At 56.3% G+C, this 19,760-nt stretch carries 18 protein-coding genes; 9 read left to right on the top strand and 9 right to left on the bottom strand.

The window, feature by feature from the left end; all coding sequences use genetic code 11:
* Positions 1 to 9: 9 nt before the first annotated feature.
* The 3 genes from GCU45_RS09475 (at position 10) to GCU45_RS09465 (ending at position 3,332) form a co-directional block, all read left to right on the top strand.
* Positions 10 to 780, top strand: coding sequence for a carbohydrate ABC transporter permease (locus tag GCU45_RS09475; protein WP_076173753.1), 771 nt, complete (start codon positions 10 to 12; stop codon positions 778 to 780).
* A 64-nt stretch (positions 781 to 844) separates the two neighbouring features.
* Positions 845 to 2,122, top strand: a complete 1,278-nt coding sequence (locus tag GCU45_RS09470; protein ID WP_244364497.1) for an ABC transporter substrate-binding protein — start codon at positions 845 to 847, stop codon at positions 2,120 to 2,122.
* A gap of 226 nt (positions 2,123 to 2,348) precedes the next feature.
* A complete protein-coding gene (locus GCU45_RS09465; RefSeq protein WP_152398749.1) occupies positions 2,349 to 3,332 on the top strand; it encodes a mannonate dehydratase in 984 nt (327 codons plus the stop codon).
* Between the two features lie 228 nt (positions 3,333 to 3,560).
* Here GCU45_RS09465 and GCU45_RS09460 read toward each other — a convergent pair whose 3' ends face one another.
* The 4 genes from GCU45_RS09460 to GCU45_RS09445 all read right to left on the bottom strand — a co-directional run bounded on the left by GCU45_RS09460 (position 3,561) and on the right by GCU45_RS09445 (position 8,065).
* Positions 3,561 to 4,949: a mandelate racemase/muconate lactonizing enzyme family protein gene (locus GCU45_RS09460; RefSeq protein WP_152398748.1), complete on the bottom strand. Its 1,389-nt coding sequence runs from the start codon at positions 4,947 to 4,949 to the stop codon at positions 3,561 to 3,563.
* Positions 4,950 to 4,977: 28 nt separating this feature from the next.
* Entirely contained in the window at positions 4,978 to 5,754 is a 777-nt protein-coding gene (locus GCU45_RS09455; protein ID WP_152398747.1) for an SDR family NAD(P)-dependent oxidoreductase, read from the bottom strand.
* Positions 5,751 to 6,548 (bottom strand): SDR family NAD(P)-dependent oxidoreductase, encoded by a 798-nt coding sequence (locus GCU45_RS09450; RefSeq protein ID WP_152398746.1) that lies wholly within the window; start codon positions 6,546 to 6,548, stop codon positions 5,751 to 5,753. The genes GCU45_RS09455 and GCU45_RS09450 overlap by 4 nt, the downstream gene beginning before the upstream one ends.
* 314 nt (positions 6,549 to 6,862) lie before the next feature.
* Positions 6,863 to 8,065, bottom strand: a complete 1,203-nt coding sequence (locus GCU45_RS09445) for a MalY/PatB family protein (protein WP_105445043.1) — start codon at positions 8,063 to 8,065, stop codon at positions 6,863 to 6,865.
* 171 nt (positions 8,066 to 8,236) lie between these two features.
* On the opposite strand from GCU45_RS09445, the gene GCU45_RS09440 reads away from it, so the two are divergent.
* The 4 genes from GCU45_RS09440 to GCU45_RS09425 all read left to right on the top strand — a co-directional run bounded on the left by GCU45_RS09440 (position 8,237) and on the right by GCU45_RS09425 (position 10,544).
* Positions 8,237 to 8,869 (top strand): TraX family protein, encoded by a 633-nt coding sequence (locus tag GCU45_RS09440; RefSeq protein ID WP_145029422.1) that lies wholly within the window; start codon positions 8,237 to 8,239, stop codon positions 8,867 to 8,869.
* 105 nt (positions 8,870 to 8,974) lie between these two features.
* The gene (locus GCU45_RS09435) at positions 8,975 to 9,433 is read left to right on the top strand and encodes a DoxX family protein (RefSeq protein ID WP_116234253.1); all 459 of its coding nucleotides are present in this window, start codon (positions 8,975 to 8,977) and stop codon (positions 9,431 to 9,433) included.
* Positions 9,434 to 9,465: 32 nt separating this feature from the next.
* Complete coding sequence (locus tag GCU45_RS09430) at positions 9,466 to 10,086, top strand: TetR/AcrR family transcriptional regulator (protein WP_152398745.1); 621 nt, start codon at positions 9,466 to 9,468, stop codon at positions 10,084 to 10,086.
* Complete coding sequence (locus GCU45_RS09425; RefSeq protein ID WP_152398744.1) at positions 10,083 to 10,544, top strand: DUF2269 family protein; 462 nt, start codon at positions 10,083 to 10,085, stop codon at positions 10,542 to 10,544. The genes GCU45_RS09430 and GCU45_RS09425 overlap by 4 nt, the downstream gene beginning before the upstream one ends.
* Positions 10,545 to 10,784: 240 nt before the next feature.
* On the opposite strand, the gene GCU45_RS09420 is transcribed toward GCU45_RS09425, so the two are convergent.
* A complete protein-coding gene (locus tag GCU45_RS09420) occupies positions 10,785 to 11,165 on the bottom strand; it encodes a hypothetical protein (protein ID WP_244364495.1) in 381 nt (126 codons plus the stop codon).
* A 134-nt stretch (positions 11,166 to 11,299) separates the two neighbouring features.
* Here GCU45_RS09420 and GCU45_RS09415 point away from each other — a divergent pair, with 134 nt between their 5' ends.
* Complete coding sequence (locus GCU45_RS09415; protein ID WP_152398743.1) at positions 11,300 to 12,673, top strand: N-acyl-D-glucosamine 2-epimerase; 1,374 nt, start codon at positions 11,300 to 11,302, stop codon at positions 12,671 to 12,673.
* Positions 12,674 to 12,751: 78 nt separating this feature from the next.
* Here GCU45_RS09415 and GCU45_RS09410 read toward each other — a convergent pair whose 3' ends face one another.
* A complete protein-coding gene (locus tag GCU45_RS09410; RefSeq protein WP_152398742.1) occupies positions 12,752 to 13,495 on the bottom strand; it encodes an SDR family NAD(P)-dependent oxidoreductase in 744 nt (247 codons plus the stop codon).
* A 239-nt stretch (positions 13,496 to 13,734) separates the two neighbouring features.
* Here GCU45_RS09410 and GCU45_RS09405 point away from each other — a divergent pair, with 239 nt between their 5' ends.
* Positions 13,735 to 14,280 carry a glutathione peroxidase gene (locus GCU45_RS09405; RefSeq protein ID WP_152398741.1) on the top strand — a complete coding sequence of 182 codons (546 nt, stop codon included), beginning with the start codon at positions 13,735 to 13,737 and terminating at the stop codon, positions 14,278 to 14,280.
* Positions 14,281 to 14,563: 283 nt separating this feature from the next.
* Here GCU45_RS09405 and GCU45_RS09400 read toward each other — a convergent pair whose 3' ends face one another.
* The 3 genes from GCU45_RS09400 to fdhF form a co-directional block, all read right to left on the bottom strand.
* On the bottom strand, positions 14,564 to 15,481 hold the full coding sequence (locus tag GCU45_RS09400; RefSeq protein ID WP_152398740.1) for a polysaccharide deacetylase family protein: 918 nt from the start codon (positions 15,479 to 15,481) through the stop codon (positions 14,564 to 14,566).
* Between the two features lie 629 nt (positions 15,482 to 16,110).
* Positions 16,111 to 16,584: a helical membrane plugin domain-containing protein gene (locus GCU45_RS09395; protein WP_105445051.1), complete on the bottom strand. Its 474-nt coding sequence runs from the start codon at positions 16,582 to 16,584 to the stop codon at positions 16,111 to 16,113.
* Between the two features lie 18 nt (positions 16,585 to 16,602).
* On the bottom strand, positions 16,603 to 19,539 hold the full coding sequence (fdhF, locus tag GCU45_RS09390; RefSeq protein WP_152398739.1) for a formate dehydrogenase subunit alpha: 2,937 nt from the start codon (positions 19,537 to 19,539) through the stop codon (positions 16,603 to 16,605).
* Between the last annotated feature and the right edge of the window lie 221 nt (positions 19,540 to 19,760).

Raw genomic sequence — 19,760 nt, 5'->3', positions numbered from 1 at the left:
TCGCTTCTTATGCTGTACCCGGTCATCTGGTGGGTCGGCGCCTCCCTGAAAAAGACCGAAGAGCTCAGCCTGCCGACGATCTGGCCCAAGACGCCGATGTGGGAAAATTACAGCAAAGGCTGGCATTTCTCCAGCGAGTACACGTTCGCCCACTTCTTCGGCAATTCGCTTCTGATGGAGGTCGGCAACGTCTTCGGCGGGGTGCTGACCGCCGCCATCGTCGCTTACGGCTTCGGCCGGCTGAGCTTCAAGCTGCGGGGCTTCTGGTTTTCCATCCTGCTGCTGACGATGATGCTGCCTGGACAGGTAACGATCGTTCCGCAGTATATCCTCTTTAACAAGCTGGGCTTTGTGGACAGCTACGTGCCGCTGGTGCTGCCGCATTTTTTCGGCGGAGGAGCGTTCTTCATCTTCCTGCTGGTCCAGTTTATCCGGGGCATTCCCCGGGACCTCGACGAGGCGGCGAAAATCGACGGCGCGTCAGTGTACGGCATCTTCCTCCGGATCATTTTCCCGCTGATCAAGCCGGCGCTCATGACGGTCGCGATATTTACCTTTATCTGGAGCTGGGACGATTTCTTTGCGCAGGTGCTGTACATCAGCTCGGTCGAAAAGTTCACGGTCGGCCTGGCGCTGCGGATGTTCATCGACCAGTTCGATATCCAATGGGGACAGCTGCTCGCCATGTCGCTGTTGTCCGTCCTCCCGTCCATGCTTATCTTTTTGTTTGCGCAAAAGCATTTTGTCGAGGGGATTGCGACGACCGGCCTCAAAGGGTAGCTTGGCTGCGTAATAAGATTCCACGAAAAAAATAGCTGATATAAAACGAAAGGGGAAACGGAAGATGATGAACATGAGACGAATGAGCCTTGTCTCTCTCCTGCTGGCGCTGCTCCTCGCGATCACGGCCTGCAGCGGCGGCGGAAAAGGAAGCGGCAGCGGAAAGACGCTGAGCATCATGTGGTGGGGACCAGACGAACGGCACGAAGCGACCAAAAAAGCGCTGGACTTGTACACGCAGCAGCATCCGGACGTAAAATTCAAGCCGGAATACATGGCTTGGGACGCCTACTGGCAAAAGCTGCCGACACTGGCGGCATCGAAATCGATTACCGATGTCCTTCAGATGGACGCCGCCTATTTGCAGGAGTACGTTAGCCGGGGGCAGCTGGAGGATTTGTCCGATATCGACCTGACCGGCATCGTGGATCCCGGCGTCCTCGAGAATTTGAAGATCGGCGGCAAGCTGTACGGCATTCCGCTCAGCCAGAACGCGCAGGGCATCGCCTTCAACAAGGAGGATCTGGCGAAATACGGCATCCCGCTGCCGCATAAAGACTGGACGTACGACGAGTATTTCCAATGGGCGAAGGACGCCCGCGCCAAACTGCCGGAAGGCAAGTATCCGATCGGCGACACGACGACATGGGACGGCTTCAACTACTACCAGACGGCGATGGGCAAGCCGCCGATCATGGCTGACGGAGGCAAGACGTTCACGCTGGATAAAGACCTGTTCATGAAGTTCTACCAAACCTATGAACAGTTCCGTAAGGACAAAATTGTGCCTCCGGCGGACCAGGCGGCATCGTTCCTGGAGAACGACCCGCAGGCGGACCCGATGGCTTCCGGCGTCGTCATGACCCGGGGAGCGACAACCGGCTCGGTCAGCGCGCTGGAGCAGCTGATGCCGGGCAAAGTGGGTGTCGTCAATATGCCGACCGGTCCGGCCGGCGGGGGCTGGGCACAGTCGACTATTTTCCTTAGTGTCAGCGCCAATTCGAAGAACAAGGAAGAGGCAAAAAATTTCGTCAAATGGTTCGTGACGGATAAGGATGCGGGAAAAACACTCGGACTGACCCGCGGCATTCCGATCAACCCGGAAATTTACAAGGAGCTCGAGCCGAATTTGGAAGCGAAGGATAAGCTCGGCAAGGAAATTTACGATCAGTCCGTCGACAAAGCGCTGCCGTTCTACTCGCCGGCTCCCGGATTCACGGAATGGGTGGACGCCTACAAGAAAGAGATGGACGCGGTCACGTTCGGCCAACAGAGCCTGGAGCAGGCCTTCGACAAGATCGACAAGCTCGGCAAGGAGCTGGCAGCCAAAGCAGGGAGCTGAACTGAGGAATTAGCGCCTTTCGGGAAATGGAGCTCCCGAAAGGCGACCCCTGTGACGAATCTTCCTAATGTTCCGTTAAACCGGAAGCAGCACGGGGCGGTGCAATATCAATCGGCGGGGACACCGCGTGAAAAAGCTTCTCTGTTCGTGAGACGGTGCTGCTGTTATCCTGAATTGATATCCTAATTTTTATGAATAAGCTAATGAGAAAGAGGTGCTCATTTCTATGCAACTGGCAGAATTTTTCTCTTCGCAGCCGAACCGGCTGTGGCATTTGGCGAAGCAGATGAACGTGAACTATGCGGTTGGCGGCCTTCCGTGGGAAGAGAAGTCGGAGAAGCCATGGGATCTGATGCCGCTGATCCGAATGAAGCAGCGGTATGCCGACTTCGGACTGACGCTGTCCGTCATCGAATCGATGCCGCCGAGCAACAACATCAAGCTCGGGACGCCCGGCCGCGACGAGGAGATCGAGATTTTTCAGCAGTTCATCGTCAACATGGGCGCCGCCGGCATTCCTGTGCTCTGCTACAACTTCATGGCGCAGTTTAACTGGTTCCGCACCTCGACGACAACCCGCACGCGTGGCGGGGCGCTCGTATCAAGCTATGACCACAACCTGATGGCGGATGCCCCGCTGACGGAGGCCGGCATCGTCACCGAGGCGCAGCTGTGGGAGAACCTGCACTATTTCCTGGAAAAAATCGTGCCCGTCGCCGAATCCGCGCAGGTGAAGCTGGCGCTCCATCCGGACGATCCGCCGATCTCGCCGATCCGCGGCGTGTCGCGGATTCTGACGAGCGCGGCCGCGCTGCAGCGGGCGATCGATCTGGTGCCGAGCGCATACAGCGGCATGACGATGTGCCAAGGAACGCTGGCGACGGCGGGCGAGGACATTCCGGCGGTCATCCGCCAGTTCGCCGGCCAGAAGAAGCTGTTCTTCGTCCACTTCCGCGACGTGAAGGGCACGCCGGAGAAGTTCGAGGAGACCTTCCACGACGACGGCAAGACGGATATGCTCGAAGCGATGAAGACTTACTACGAGGTCGGCTTCGACGGGCCGGCGAGACCGGACCATGTCCCGACGATGGAAGGCGAGGACAATACGAACCCGGGATATGAGCTGCTCGGCCGCCTGTACGGCGTCGGCTATATCACCGGACTGATGGAAGCGGCGGCCAAGATGAGCCGGGCTTCGGTGACGTCTTAAGCCTCGTTCATTTCCAAACAGAAAGATCAATAATTATCAAGGTACGGATCCCTCCGATCCGTACCTTTTCGTTTTGACGAGGCATGCCTTTCGTCGACAAAGGGGGATCAAAAGAAAGGGAGGTCGGAGATCAGCGTCCTTTCACGCGTCTACCTGTCGTCATCCATACGAGAAAAAACCACCCGCACATCGTTCCTCTGTGCGGGTGGTTCGTATTGCCGCCAGCCGTCAGCTCCACAGCCGGTCGTTGGAATAAAACTTGTTCCACTGGTCGGTGGACTCCCAGATCCCGCCGATTTCCGGGTGGACATGTTCTTCCAGCACCTCGTCGTTCAGATCGTCGATGCCGAGACCGGGCGCGTCCGTCAGCGAGATGTACCCGTTCTGGACGAGTTTATCTGGCAGCCTGCTGCCGATAACGATGTCATCCCACCAATCTACCTCGCAGGAATGGTATTCGAGCGCAAGGAAGTTTTCGGTCGCGGCGGCGACATGGGCGGCCGCAAGGCAGGCGATCGGACTCTCCGCCATATGGATCGCCATGGCGACGCCGTAGTCCTGGGCCATGTCGCCGATTTTCTTCGTCTCCAGAATGCCGCCGGTAGTCAGGACGTCGGGATGGATAACGGAGACGCCGCCCGCTTCGAGCAGTGGCTTGAAATTCTCCTTCAAATAGATGTCCTCGCCCGTGCAGATCGGAGTGGTGACGGCCCGGGACAGTTGGGCGTACTGCTGTGTGTACTGCCAAGGAATCATGTCTTCCATCCAGGCCAGGTTGAACTTGTCGATGCGCCGGCCCAGCTTGATGCAGTCCTGAAGCCCGATATGGCCGAAATGGTCGATGGCGAGGGGCACCTGGTAGCCGATGACGGAGCGGACGTCCGCGACGTACTGCTCGAGCATGTCGAGTCCTTTTTCCGTGACATGAATGCCGGTTAAGGGATGGGGGATGTTGTAGATATCGTAGTGGCGGTTCGTAATTTCCCGCAGCTCGTCTTCCGACAATCCGTCGAAGTTCTGATTGTAGCGGCGCTTCGATTTTTCCCTCATCTCCTCCAGGAAGCCGAGCGGGGCGCTCAGCGTACCAGGCTCATTGATGATCTGTCCGATGCCGAGATCCATCTTCAGGAAGGTGAAGCCGGCGTCCATCCGTTTCTTCAGCGCTTCGCCCATCGCCTTGCCGGTATCCTTGCCGACGACCTCCGTATCGCAGTACATGCGGATTTTATCGCGGAATTTGCCGCCAAGCATCTGATAGACCGGCACCCCGTAGGCTTTGCCGGCCAGGTCCCACAGGGCGAGCTCGATTCCGCTGACGCCGCCGCCCTGGCGGGCATGGCCGCCGAACTGCTTGATCCGCCGGAACAGCTTGTCGATGTTGCAGGGATTTTCGCCGAGCAGACGGCTCTTCAGCATGAGGGCGTATACTTTGTCCGCGCCGTCGCGAACCTCCCCGAAGCCGACGAGCCCCTGGTTGGTATACACCTTGATCAGGCTGCTGTGAAAAGGCCCCCCGACGATATCGGTGAAGCGGATGTCCGTAATCTTCAGCTCCGAGGGTCTCGAAGCGGTGCTTACATGGGCCAAAGTTTGCTCGTAAGACTCTTTGTTAATCATGAAATCACTCCCCCTATTGGATGGTTCGTTACAGCAGCATGCTCCCGCCGTCCAGACGGATGGCGGAGCCCGTCAAATATTCGCTTTCGTCCGAGGCGATGAAGGCAGCGAGCCTGGCGACATCGAGCGGGACGCCAACGCGCCCCATCGGGAACTTGGCCAGCTGGCGCTTGCGCCGCTCCTCCAGCTTCTTTTGCGCATCCGGATCGTCCGCTAATATGCGCTCATATTTGCCGACGTCGACGGCTCCCGGCTCGATCATGTTCACCGTGATGCCGTACGGGGCCAGCTCGATAGCGCTTTCCCTCCCTAGCATCCGGATCGCACCTTTCGTCATCGCGTAGACGGGATCGAAGTCGGTCGGCCGCTTCGCATGCACCGAAGAAATGAGAATGATGCGGCCTGCGCCTTTCTGCTTCATGGCCGGAACGACGGCCTGAATGCACTGCCAGTAGCCCTTCACGTTCGTATTCATCATGCGGCTGAACGTCTCTTCATCGTGCTTGAACAGGTCGTAGTTCAACTGCACGGCGGCATTGTTGACCAGGATGTCGATGCCCCCGCCGCGCTGTTCGACCTCTCTTACCATCGCGATAATCTCGTCCTGCCTGGCCACGTCCGCCTGAACGATGAAGCAGTCACCGCCGGCCTCGTCGATCCGCCGCTTCGTTTCAAGGGCGCCGGCCTCGCTGCGGTTATAGTGGACCGCTACGCTTGCGCCTCTGCGAGCGAACTCCAGCGCAATTCCCTGGCCGATGCCGGTTCCCGCTCCCGTCACCAGGGCGACTTTGCCTGCCATGCTCATGGCGAATCGCCTCCCTTTGGCCGTTTCATTTTATGGTCCATGTAGTGCAACAGGAAACCGCCGTCCAGCCGGAGATCCGCGCCGTTCAAGTAGCGGGCTTCCGCAGAGGCGAGAAAGCCTGCGGCATGGGCGATATCCTCAGCGCTTCCCAGCTGCCCGCTCGGCACCTTGGTTTCGTAGCTGTGATACAGCGTCGTAAGCCTGCTGTGGAAGCGTTCATCATCGCCTTCTACCGGCCCAGCCTCAATCGTATTGACGCGGATGCCGTGCCGGCCGAGCTCCAGTGCCGCTTCCTTCGCCAGCATTTTGACGGCTCCCTTGGATGCGCTGTAGACAAAGGAAGACCCGGTCGGCTTCTCGGCATGGATCGACGAAACGAAGACGATGCAGCCCGACTGCCGGGATGCCATCGCCTTTCCTGCGGCTTGTGCGCACAGAAAGGCGGACTTCGCATTCGCATGCATCACTTCTTGAAACAGCGCCTCCGAACAGGTCTCGACGGAAGCGGGGGCGAGCAGATCATTATTGTGGACCAGGACGTCCAGTCCGCCGAGCTCCCGCTCCGCGGTCTCGACCAGCTGGTTCGCGTTGGCTCCGACGCTCAGGTCGAGGCTCGCCACGATAACGATCGAGCCTGAGGCCCGGGCTGCAGCAATATCAGCTGCCGCCTCAGCGCCGCCGGATGCGCTGTTCAGCACGAGATGGGCGCCGCCGGCCGAAAAACGCCGGATCATGGCTCTGCCAACAGGAGTGTCTGCGTCCGTGATCAGGACAACTTGTGCAGAATGATTCATAAATCACCTCCGGATAGAGCGGTATTTATGGCTGTCGGTACGTTCAACTTCATCATAAAAGGTTGGCGCTGCCGGCTTCGAGATGTGAATCTTACGATTTTGTTTGATTTCTTTCAAAAGGGGAGGGAAGAGAGGATTGCGAAGCAGACTGAGCGGCAGTTCTAAACCGGAAGCATGAAAAAAGCGGCTTCCGGAGCGAATGCTGCCCTGTACGGGAAGCCTACGCAAGCCGGATGCCGCTTGTTCGGACCATGCTTTTAGTTTAGTCTAATGCCTAATTTGGGGAAGCGTCACGCTTCTATTACACCGGTTGCTTACACCGGCTGCTGCTGTTGTTGCTGCTGCTCCTTGCGCCATTCCTGGACCGCCTGGTCAAGACGCTTCATCGCTTCCTCGACCAGGGAGCGGGAGCAGGCAATGTTCAGGCGCATGAAGCCTTCGCCTTCCTTGCCAAAAGCAGAACCCTTGTTCAGGGCAAGCTTGGCTTTGTTCAGCAGAAATTGTTCCAGGTCGTCGGGTGACATCTGCAGTGCGCGAAAATCGAGCCACATCAAGTACGTCGCTTCAGGTACCCGGGTTTTGATTTCCGGAATATGTTCACCCAAATATTGACTCACATACTCCATGTTCGCTTTCATGTACACTAGCGCTTCGTCCAGCCAAGCCTTGCCGTCATTGTAGGCGGCTTGGGTGGCTGCGCTGCCGAGCGAGCTGATCGAATTGACATGATAGAGCTCAAGCGTCTTTTTAAACCGGCGCCGGATGGAATCGTTCGGAATGATGATATTCGAAGTATTTAGCCCGGCAATATTAAACGTTTTGCTCGGCGCAGTACAAATGATGCAGTTCTCCTGAATCTCCTCGGACAAGCTGGCGAACGGAATATGGGTCCCTTCTTCATAAACCAGGTCCGCATGGATTTCGTCGGACACCATCAAAATACCGCGCTCCATGCAGAGCTTCGCAACTGCCTCCAGCTCTTCGCGTCGCCATACTCTGCCGACCGGATTGTGTGGGCTGCACAGGATGAACAGCTTGACCTGATCGTCAAGGCTCTGCTCGAGCGCTTCGAGATCCATCGTGTAATACCCGTCCTGCTCCTTCAGCGGGTTCTGTACCAGCTCCCGGCCGTGATCGGTGACGACGCTGTAAAAAGGAGGGTACACCGGCGTCTGGATGGCAACCTTGTCTCCCGGCTCGGTAAAAGCCTGCACGATGAAGCTGAGGGCGGGCACGACGCCTGGGCAGAAGACAATCCATTCCTTGTCGATGGACCACCGATGGCGGCTCTTCATCCAGTCCGCGACGGCCTGATTATACGCATCAGACTGCATCGTGTAGCCGAATACCCCATGTTCAGCGCGGCTGTTCAGCGCGGAAATGACCGAGTCGGGTGCAGCAAAATCCATGTCAGCTACCCACATCGGAAGGACGTCGGACACACCGAAGATCCGCTTCAGGTCGTCCCATTTAAAACTATCTGTATTTATACGTTCAATTGGTTGATGAAAGTTCAAGCTGTTCTCCTCCTTGGAAGGTCATTCAAAAGTTCGTCTATCCACGAATATAATCATAACAGATACAGGCAAGTTTTTGGGTACACATCAGCTTTGAAAACCATCCTGTATCTCAAGTACAATGAACGCATGAGGAATGACGCCTACGGGTTATCCGAAAGGAGGAAGGACATGCAGCTGATCGCCATGCTGACCATGCTGATCGATCATGCAGGGATCGTGTTTTTTCCGGATCAAATTTGGCTGAGGGTGATCGGAAGGATCGCATTTCCGATTTACGCCTATGCACTCGTACAGGGACATTATTTTACCCGAAGCCGGACCAAATATTTATTCAGGCTGTTTATACTGGCTCTGCTCTCCCAAATTCCATACCAGCTGGCTCTGGACCCGGACGGGCTGAACGTGGTCGTCACGCTGTTTGTGGCAGCCGCCGTCCTGCAAATTCTGGAGCGCAATCTGTCCATGGCGGCCAAAGCCGGGATCGTTCTGGCCTTTTGCGTTCTGATGGAAGGGTTCCCGTTTGATTACGGAGCATACGGCCTGCTGCTGGTGCTTGCCTTCCGGTATGCTTCCTCCGAGAAACTGCTGGGTGCCCATCTGCTGCTGAACATCCTGTATTTGATAGCATTCGGAGCAGGGGCTGTTCTGCAGATGCTGAGCATCGTACCTACCCTGGTGATTGTATATGGGCCTTATTTATGGAAAAAGATCGAGCAGGCCAGAGTTAGGGCATGGGTGTGGCGGTCGTTTTATCCGCTGCATCTGACCGTGCTGGCTGTGCTGCAGCGGCTGGATGCTTAATGTACCAGCCTTTTTTTCGTTGGAAATATTTACAGCTACCCCATTTACAAACCGATGGTCGGTATTTATAATGGAGCTATTAAAACAAGGGAAAAGGTGAGGGAAATGGCTCCTTTGATAGGATTAATCGTTTCGTTGTTAGGGTTTCGCTTGATGGGATGGCTGGGCTGGGAGTATATGAACGACTGGATCATCAGTCTGCGCTTTGCGGTAGCCGTCATGTTTTTGCTGACCGCGTCGGCCCATTGGGGCAAACGCCGCGCGGAGCTGGTCGCCATGGTGCCGCCGCGGTTTGCGCAGCCGGGCGCGTTGGTTACGCTGACGGGTTGGCTGGAAATCGCCGGCGCCGTCGGCATGATGATTCCGATCATGGCCGAGGCGGCATCCACCGGGCTCGCCCTGATGCTGCTGGCCATGTTTCCGGCCAACGTATACGCGGCGAATAACCGTCTGACTCTGGACGGCAGAGCGGTGATGCCGCTTGTCCCGCGAACCGTGCTTCAGGTCGTTTTTTTGGCTGCCGTACTCGCTGCGGGCTGGATCCCGCCGGGAGCATGGGCATGACGGATTGGGACTAAATCAGGAGGAGGATGAAAATGAAACAGGAAGAAAGACGCGAGCAGACGATGAATCTGCTGCTGGATACAACCGAGGAGCTCATTTTGGAGAAGGGCTGCACCAAGACAACGCTCAGCGATATTATGGCAAGAACCGGCTTGTCCAAGGGTGCCATATTCCACTATGTATCCGGCAAGGATGAACTGTTCGTGAAGGTGCTCGAGGCTAAGCTGGAGGAGACGAATACGAGCTTCATGGATGCCGTAGATGCCCCTGCTGTGAAGGAATTCGACGGGCCGATGAATGCAATCGCGCAGAGCCTGCCCAAGCTGGAGAGCCGGAAAGACGTTAGCAACCTCATCATGATGTATTTGATCGGGAAAAGCGATCAGCCGGAAGCGGCCGGTATCGTCGCGGACTTTTACCGGCAGGCGGTCGCCACGTCCAAGAAGTGGATCGTCACGGGCCAGGAGTCCGGGGTCATCCCATCATCGGTCAATGCCGACCAGGCGGCGGAGCTGTTTGAGCTGCTCTCCTTCGGGCTGCGGATGCGCAGCCTGATCGGAGTTCGCAGCACAGGGTTCGGCATTCAGGAGTTTTCGGAGCTGATTATGCGGACGCTGCGGCCGGACCGTCAAGGAGGTGCTCCGACGTCATGACGCTGCTCCTGTTTCTGCATATTGCCGGAAGCGTGCTTTTCTTGGGCAACATCATTACGGCTGCTTTTTGGAAAGTCCGCGCCGACGTCCGGGGCGATGCCGCGGAGATTCACCGCACCGTGAACAACGTGATGCTCGCCGATTATGCGTTTACGCTGCCCGGGCTGCTGCTCTTGATCGTCACCGGAAGCCTGATGGCCGCCAAAGGCGGCTATTCGCTGGCAGGTCTGAACTGGCTCACGGCTTCGCTAATCCTGTTCGGGATCACCGGCGTGCTGTGGCTGGCTGTACTGATCCCGCTGCAGCGGGGAATGATCCGGCTCAGCCGGCAGGCCCTCGAAAACGGCGCGGTCACCGCGGCTTACAAGAGGTTATCGGCGTATTGGGCGGTTTTCGGCATTCTTGCCACCTTGCTGCCGCTTTTTATATTGTACTTCATGGTCAGCAAGCCTTTTTAAAATGAGGCGCGCAAACGACCGGCCGTTATGTATAACGGCCGGTTTTTGGTTTGCCGATAAGGGGAGTCAAGAGGCCGTCGCCTGCAGCTGCAGGGTCTGTAAAAATGAGGGTATAGGTGCGGTTTTTATGGAAAGAAATAGAGCATACCTTAAATAAAACGCCAAAATGGCTGGGCAGAACCCAAAGCGCTGTGCCTGGGCATTTTCCGGTTCAAAGATGTACAATAAGGGAAGTGCGGATCAGACCGGAAAGATTCCTTCGACTTGATTCAGGGGAAATAAAATTCGGGATGGCGATTTCCCTTTGGCCTGCACCTCGATGAAGTCGGAACCGATAAGCACCAGCTTCATGTTGGAAAAGGCTTTGCCGGACTGGAATACCGTCCGGATTCCGACGTGGCGGAACAATGCCGGCGGCTTGACGTCAAAGACGCGGATGGTCTGCAGACTGAGCGGAACGAACAGCTCCCCCTGAACGCGGATAAAGCTGCTTTTATACACATGCTGCAGCCGCCCCGGCTCCAGACCCAGGCCTGCGCCGTTGATTTCAACCAGATGCCCGGTGAATTTGGCGAGACGCTCCTGCAGGGTTATATTTCTTTTAAACTTCGTGAGCAGCACTTGGATCCCTCCGATGAACGTTTACTGCATTGTATGCCCTGAACTGGGCGGGTGCTTCGATTTTTTGAAGAGAATCACAGGCCGTTTTACGCAGGTACAGCAAAGACGGCTTTAGATTTGCGAAAGGAGGAACCATGAACGAGAGCAGGGTGATATCAAGACCATGGGCGCTGGAAGGGCCCAGCATTCAAATCGACCCGATGTTTCCTTATTATGCCGACCGTTCCGCCGAGAGCATCGCCGAAGAGATCGAGCTGTCCGGCTATCGGACGGTGCATTATTTTGTCGTGAACGAGAGCAGGGTCCGAACGGACATCATTGAGGCTTTTCACGCGCGGGATATTGCCGTATGGGCGCTTGTAATCGGGAACGGAACGTTCGCCACTGAACATCTCCCACGGGAATGGCGTTCCTGGCGGATGGGGCTGCTGAAGGAGCTCAATGACGGCTTTGAGCGGTTTTCTCCGTTCTCGGCATCTTACGTGGAATGGAAAAAGGAAGCGATCGCCCGGGTCGTTATGGACCATCCGTTTGACGGCATTGAGATCGCCGAACCCTATTTTCCGGAATGGGACGGCATCCGCAGAGGGGTATACGGCGACGTCGGCCCCCACGCGAAGCAAGCGTTCCGGGACAAGTACGGCCATGATATTCCCGAATTTTTGAACAAACGGGCGGCTAACTATTATAAAAAGATACCTGACATCTACGGCAAATGGATTACTTTCCGCGTGGACGCCGTGAACGGACTCATCGATGAAATTATAAACGGCAGCGGAGGCGCAAGAAGTGTCCGCCCGGATATTGCCGTGGCGACCTGGTCGCTGGCGGTTGACGGCGGAGCGGTATCCACCCTCCGGCTGAAGGAATGGCAGGGGCTGGATGCGATTTCGATGATCGGGAAGGTCCGGCCGGATATGCACGTGCTTCAGACTCACTGGCCAGACTGGATGAAGCGCCATTTGACGCCGCAGTACGCGGGCGGGTACGAGAGCTTCGCCGCTCCGATCCGGGCCGCCTATCCCGGACTACCCCTTGGCATTCAGGCTGACATCGGCTCCCGGAGCAGCATGGTGAAGAACCGGCGCTGGCTCAATGATTTCCAGAACACGGTTTACGAGCTCGGCTACGATACGTGGACGGCGTACGAATACCATCTCGGCGGGTATATGTACGACGAACCGCCTGTCCCTGTGAAAGCGGTCATGGACGGAGAACAGGAGCTGACGGTTTCGTTCAATAAACGGATTGATCCGGATACGCTGGGAACGGTGCTGTTCTTCGCGGAGGAGTACACGGAGGCCGGGCCTCTTGACGGCATCACCATCGAGCAGAGGGCCGTCGACGGCAACCGTTTATGGCTGCGGGTGAGCGGGCTTCCCCGGCGGCCTGTGCTGGTCGAAGTCAGCGGGACGCGGGATACACCGGGACTATGGCATGTGAAAGGCAAAAAGTCGGGCGAAACCCCGATCGGCCACAGGCTAAAAGTAGAGCAGGATCGTGGGTAAGAGAGTTAGTTGAGCATAAAAAAAGCGTCCCGGCGGCAGCGATGCCGCCAGGGCGCTTCTTTTATACATGATTAGTCATTATTGAGCGGTGTATCCGCCGTCTACCATCAGGCTCGTTCCGACCACAAACGAGGAGTCGTCGCTGGCCAGGAACAGGACGGATTTGGCCACCTCTTCCGCGGTGCCGAGCCGTCCGATCGGGTGCAGCTCCACGAGCTGCTGCTTGGCTTCCGGCGGAAGCGCCTTTAGCAGCGGCGTATCGATATAACCCGGGCAGACGGCATTCACCCGGATGCCATGTTTGGCGTATTCAATGCCGAGCGTCTGGGTGAGCAGGACGACGCCGCCTTTGGCCGAGCCGTAAGCGGTAACTCCCGCCTTGGCCGCATGGCCGTGGATCGAAGCGGAGTTGATGATGGCACCCCCGGTGCCCTGTCTCAGCATTTGGACCACGGCGTATTTATCCGACAGGAAGACGCCTGTCAGATTGACGTCGATCGTACGCTGCCATTTGTCCAGCGACAGCTGATCGGCCGGCTCATCGTTGGCCACGCCCGCATTGGCAAACATAATGTCCAGTTTTCCGTATTCCTGCACGGTCCGTTCCACCAGCGCCTGGACTTCCTCCTCCTTGGTCACATCCACCCGGACGTAAATCGAGTCGTACCCTTTTTCTTTCAAATGGTCGGACACTTCCTGGCCCGCTTCCGAGCGGTCGGCCACGACGACCTTGGCGCCTTCCTGGGCAAACAGGCGTGCGGTGGCTTGTCCGATCCCGCTGGCACCGCCCGTAATGATCGCTACTTTACCGGAAAGTTTCATACCTCGCGTCACTCCTTCTCACAGCAATTGTCCGTATCCGTCACCGGAATCGGGTTCATCTTTGTTAATTTACCCATTTTTCTGAAAATATTAGCCGACGCTTTGGAGATACCCTGAGAATAAAATGCCACGAACGGAGCAAAAAGAGCTTGCTTTCCGGAAAAGATGGTGGTACATTCGATATATAAATTGTGTACAATTTAATTTTATAAAATACAATTAAGGTGGAGGATGGGACCATGAGTATTTATTCTTTTACAGCAAACAGCATTCGCGGCGCGGAAAAGGAACTTTCGGAATATAAGGGAGACGTGCTTCTCATTGTGAACACGGCGAGCAAATGCGGGTTCACCCCGCAGTATGCCGACCTGCAGAAGCTGTACGAGAAATACGGTGACAAAGGATTCAAGGTGCTCGGTTTTCCAAGCAACCAGTTCGCCGAGCAGGAGCCAGGAAGCAATGAGGAAGTCGATACGTTCTGCCAAATTAACTATGGCGTGAGCTTCCCGATGTTTGAGAAGGTGGACGTGCGCGGAGAAGACAAGCATCCGCTGTTTACTTACTTGACGGAGCAGGCTCCGTTTAAGGGAATTAGCACGGACAATTCCGAAGGGAAAATGCTGCAATCGTTCCTGGAGAAGGAACAGCCTGAGCTGCTGGAAGGCGACGATATCAAGTGGAACTTCACCAAGTTCCTGATTGACCGGGAAGGACGGGTGGTGGAGCGGTTTGAGACACCGGTCGGTCCGCTGGAGCTGGAATCGGCTATTGATGCGCTGATCTAAAACACTAAGGATTGTTAGCGGTTATCATTCCAGTGGCGGCGGCAAACGGCCATTTGGATAGAATTGCCTTGAATTTTAATGTATTCTGAAGGTAATTTTCAGGTGTTTTTAAGAAAACTCTCATATAATGCACTCATACCCCTTTTATATATGAATTGACCCTAGGCACGGGACTAGGGTCTATTTTTTTGTCCATTTTTCGTAAAAGGCTTCGTCCGGGGCGGATGAACGCCGTCTGTACGCCCCGTCCCCACATAAACGCAAAGGCAGCCTGGCCCCGGACTTACGGTTTCTGGCGCCGCCTGCGCAGCTGTAGCTGCTGCAGATTGTGCCAGGAGATCTGCCGGATGCGCTGGCTCCGCATCACTTCGCGGGTCCAGGGATCGCGGAAAACCTGCAGCTCCATGCCGCGCTTCAGCCACTCATGATGGATGGCCATCAGCTCATCCGTAATGACGGCCGGATGGATATACAGCTCGCTGACTCCGGCCTGGAGCGAGCACAGCGCATCCGCCACGCTTTCCCTGAAGGTTTCGTATGTTTCTCCCGGACGCAGAGAAAAGGGCAGCTGGATTAAGTGATCCGGAATGACGACCCCGAGCGAGTCCGCTTCACGGATCCGCGCCTTATGGATGCGCCGGGCGGCGGAAGGCAGCTGAATCGAAGCGGGAATATGCCTTGGCAGCCGAAACGGAAGGCTGTTCTCCGCGCAGACGCCAAGGACGAGGGAGAGGAAATCCCGTCCCGTTTCCAACCCGTACAGGCTCCCCATATGATTATCGAGATGGGTCGGATTCAGCCCCATGCGCCGGGCGAGCCGGATTTGGCTGATGATTTCGGCGTGCACCTCGGCTGCCTTGGCTCTGGTCTCCACCGTGCGGCCGTCGCGGGGAAAGTATCCCTCATCCGTAATGAGGGAGGGCACCGTCTGCCGGCGGGTGACCGGCCCCCAGCGGTAGGTGTTCCACTCGCTGGTAAAGGTCAAATGGACGCCGACGTCCACGTCCGGGCGGGCGGCCGCCCACTTGGCAGCCTCCTCGGCCCACGGGCACGGCATCATGATCGTTGCCGAGGAAATGGCCCCTTCGGCAAGCAGCAGCTGGATGCCCGCGTTGGCCGAGTGGCACATGCCGTAGTCATCCGCATTGATGATCAGCAGCCGCTCATCCGGCGGGAAGCCCAAAGCTTGAGCGAGGTTCAAGGGACGTCACCTCCTAATTGAATAACGTATTTCCATGCAGGGAGAGGATCATTATCGAACGAAGAGGGAACCGGCGGTTCTAGTTTTGGAGCAAGGTCGAGGGGCAGTCTGTAGTAAGTGGAGTATGTAGTTATTACTCCTTCTTTTTTGTTCCGATTCGAATCACAATAAATAACAACGATGAAAAGAATAAAAACTGTGAAATTTTAACCGTCAGTTTCATTTCCTCACTTATATCTGCTAATCCAAATAAAATATGAACTACGGACACCAAACCGGTAATGATTAATATAATCCATGCGAGTAAATACACGATTTCCCCTCTTTTTATATGATGTGAACAAATGGCTTTGGGTCGACGATCCTGTAGATCACGCACGCCATCAAGCATTTTGGCAAAGGCGTTAAAACACTTATATTATCAATGATGTATTTTTATTTGTAAATATATGTAATATTATACGAATGGCAAGATTAAGCTTGGCAACGAAAGAATTATCCTTTGAATTATCGAAACTTCAGAAATGAAATAGACCCTTTGCGGGAGTACCGCAAAGGGTCTATTTCATCTTGCTATTTCTATCCGTTTGTTTTTATCGGCTTATGATCATCGGCTGTTCTTATTTGACTTATTCCCCCAGGCCTTTGCCCATGCCTTTCAGAAACCGCAACCCGAAGCCGATCGCCCGGTTCACGTCAGGATCCTTCAGCGCATTCATGAGGGAGAAGACCGTCACCTTTTTATCCTGCGGCTGATTGGCCTCCTCCAGGCCCTTGGCCACACTGCCGAGCAACTTCGCCGTCTGCTCCGGATCGATAGCGGCGAGGGCGCCGGCGGCGGCCATGCCATTGTTGATCATGTTCGTCACTTCCGGCCGGGTGGCCTGGCCCAGGACGATTTCGGCCACTTTGGCTTTGGCCTTCAGCAGCGACTCAGCCGCTTCCAGAATGCCGCTGTCGTGCAGCTCGCTGAGCACCCCGATGGCTTTTTCCAGCGCCTGCTCATGCTCGGCGATCGAATCCGTCAGCTGCTCCAGCGACTGCTGCTTCAGCTCTTCTTCCGTCAGCTCGCGTTTTTTGATGTATGAAATCGGTTGTGCCATATAGATTCCACCTTTCCTTTAATCGACGAGCGATACATAATCCGGCCGGCTCCATTTCCGGTGCACCTCGACGCCTTCCTGCGGATAGCGCTTCTTGTTGCGCGGATTGGTCAGCGGCAGCGGATTGGTACCCTTCACGTTCAGAATCTGCATCCGCACGCGCGTCTGCTTATAGGCCGGCGTGTGCGTGCGCACATCGACCGCATTGCCGGTGAGCAGGTTGACCGCGTTTTCGTGGCTGACCGAGTGCATCGGCACGTACAGCTCGTTGCGGTGAACGCGGTCGGTAATGACCGCCTTCAGCTTGATTGCGCCGTAAGGCGATTCGAGCCGAACCAAGGATCCGTTCTCGACGCCCCGTTCGGCGGCCAGCTCAGGCGATACTTCCACGAACACTTCCGGCAGCTTCAGATTGATCCCGTGCGATTTGTTGGTCAGGTTGCCTTCATGGAACTGCTCCAGCAGGCGTCCGTTGTTCAGGACGAGATCGAATTCGGCCGGGTATTCCACCGGCGGAACGTAGCCGACCAGCGAGAAGCGCGCCTTTTTGTCGGGGAAGAAGAAGCCGTCCGTATAGAGCAGCGGTGTGTGTTCCCCGCTCGCCGAGCCCCAGATGAAGCTGCCCCAGCCTTCCAGCACGTCATAGCTGCACTGGGAGAAGAACGGGGTCAGGCTGGCCATTTCGGCGAAAATTTCGCTCGGGTGGGTATAACCCCAGTCATACCCGAGACGCTTGGCGATCTGGGTTGTGATCCACCAGTCCGGCTTGGAATCGCCGAGCGGCTCCAGAACCTGATACAGGCGCTGAACGCGCCGCTCCGTATTGGTGAAGGTGCCTTCTTTCTCCAGTGACGGTGCGGCAGGCAGAATGACGTCGGCGAACTGGGCCGTTTGTGACAGAAATACGTCCTGCACGACGAAGAAGTCGAGCTTCGCCAGCACCTCGTGCACGTGGTTGGCGTTGGAGTCGACCCAGGCCATATCCTCGCCGACGAGGTACATCGCCTTCATGTCGCCGCGGTCGATCGCATCGATCATCTGGATGTTGTCCATACCCGGCTGCGGCGAAATCGCCACGCCGTAAGCTTTTTCGAACCGTGTCCGCGCTTCGTCGTTTGAGACGTGCTGGTATCCCGGCAGCCACGGCGGCAGCGTGCCCATGTCGCAAGCTCCTTGCACGTTGTTATGTCCGCGCAGCGGGTAAGCTCCGGCGCCGGGACGCATGTAGTTGCCCGTAGCGAGCAGCAGGTTGGAGATGGCCGCCGACGTGTGAGATCCGGCGATGTTTTGGGTGACGCCCATGCCCCAGCAGATGACAGTGCCGTCGGCGTCGCGGATCATCTCGGCGATCGAGATGAGCGTCTCCTTGGCAATGCCGGTTTCCTGCTCGGCATACTCGAGCGTAAAGGTGTCCAACAGCTGCTGGTATTCGGCAAACTGGTTGACATACTGCTCGATAAACGCCTGCTGGTGCCATCCCCGGTCAATCATGTATTTCGTGACCGCCGTCAGCCATACAAAGTCCGTACCCTGCTTCGGACGGATGAACAGGTCCGAGCGCTCGGCCATCTCATGCTTGCGCAGGTCGGCGACGATCAGCTTCTGGCCGTGCAGCTTGTGCGCCCGCTTGATCCGGGTCGCTAGGACCGGATGGCCCTCGGCCGGCGCGCAGCCGATCAAGATGACGAGGCCGGCTGCCGCGATGTCCTGGATCGTGCCGGCGTCACCGCCGATGCCGACCGTCGACATCAGTCCGTCCGACGCCGGGGACTGGCAGTAGCGGGAGCAGTTGTCCACGTCATTGGTTTCAAACACCTGGCGGGCCAGCTTTTGGATCACATAGTTTTCTTCGTTCGTAATTTTCGAGGAAGAAATAAAGCCGACCGAATGGTTGCCGTACTCCTTACGGATACCTCCCAGGCGTTCGGCGACCAGGTTCAGCGCCTCATCCCAGGTAGCTTCGACGAAGGCGTCTCCCTGCCGGATCAGCGGGGTCGTAATCCGCTCTTCGCTGTTGACGAAATCCCAGCCGAATTTGCCTTTGACGCAGGTGGAGATCGCGTTGACCGGCGCATCGTGGGAAGGCTGTACCTTCAAAATTTTCCGGCCTTTGGTCCACACCTCGAAGGAGCAGCCGACGCCGCAGAACGTGCATACCGTTTTGGTTTTGCGCGTGCGTGTGTCCCGCATCGCCGCTTCGATTTCCGAAACGGCGAAGATGCCGCTGTATCCCGGCTCCACTTCCTTGACGAGGTCGATCATCGGATTCAGCACTTCCTCGTTGATGCCTGTCATGAAGCCGGCCTCGCCCAGCATCGATTTTTCCATGAGCGCGTTGCACGGGCAGATGGTGACGCATTGGCCGCAGCTGACGCAGGACGAGTCGTTGATATCGACCCCATTGTCCCACTTGACCCGCGGGATGTCCGCTTCCCAATCGATGGAAAGGGTTTCATTCACCTGCAGATTTTGGCAGACCTCAACACACTGTCCGCAGGCAATGCATTGATTCGGGTCATAACGGTAGAACGGATGGGACATATCGACTTCCGAAGGTTCAACCTTCGGCCGGTACGGGTACTTCTGGTGCTCGATTTCCATCATTTCGGCGGTATTGTGCAGCTTGCAGTTGCCGTTGTTGTTGTCGCATACGGTGCAGTAGAGCAGATGGTTTTCGAGGATTCGGTCCATCGCTTCCGTCTGTGCAGCCTTGGCGGATGCGGAAGACAGCTTGACGTTCATTCCCGAAACGGCAATGGTCGAGCAGGCGCGCGCAAGCTTCCCGTCGATTTCCACAATACATGTGTCGCACGTCTGGATCGGGTCTACCTCAGGGACATAACAAATTTGCGGATGCGACAGGCCGGCAAGATTGATCGCCTCGAGCACGGTCATGCCCGATGTGATTTCCACCGCCTGTCCGTCGAGCGTAATGTTAACAAGATTTTGGTTCACGAACATAAAACCCCTTTTCACCCCAATGTTAAATGGAGCCGCCAAGCGTCCCGGTGTTTGCAGCGCTTCGGCGGGTGTCCATAAGCTAAAGAGCAGGCCATAAAAACAAAAAAACTCCACTAAACCCGTCTCCGCTAATCATTGTGCGCGGCAGGTTGTAGTGGAGTAACCGATTAGCATTGGCCTACTAATGGATCATTCCGGCGCCTGTATGGCATAAA

Origin of the sequence: Paenibacillus cellulositrophicus, assembly GCF_009363095.1 — a bacterium.
GTDB lineage: Bacteria > Bacillota > Bacilli > Paenibacillales > Paenibacillaceae > Paenibacillus_AQ > Paenibacillus_AQ favisporus.
This window is presented reverse-complemented; position numbering and strand designations above follow the sequence as displayed.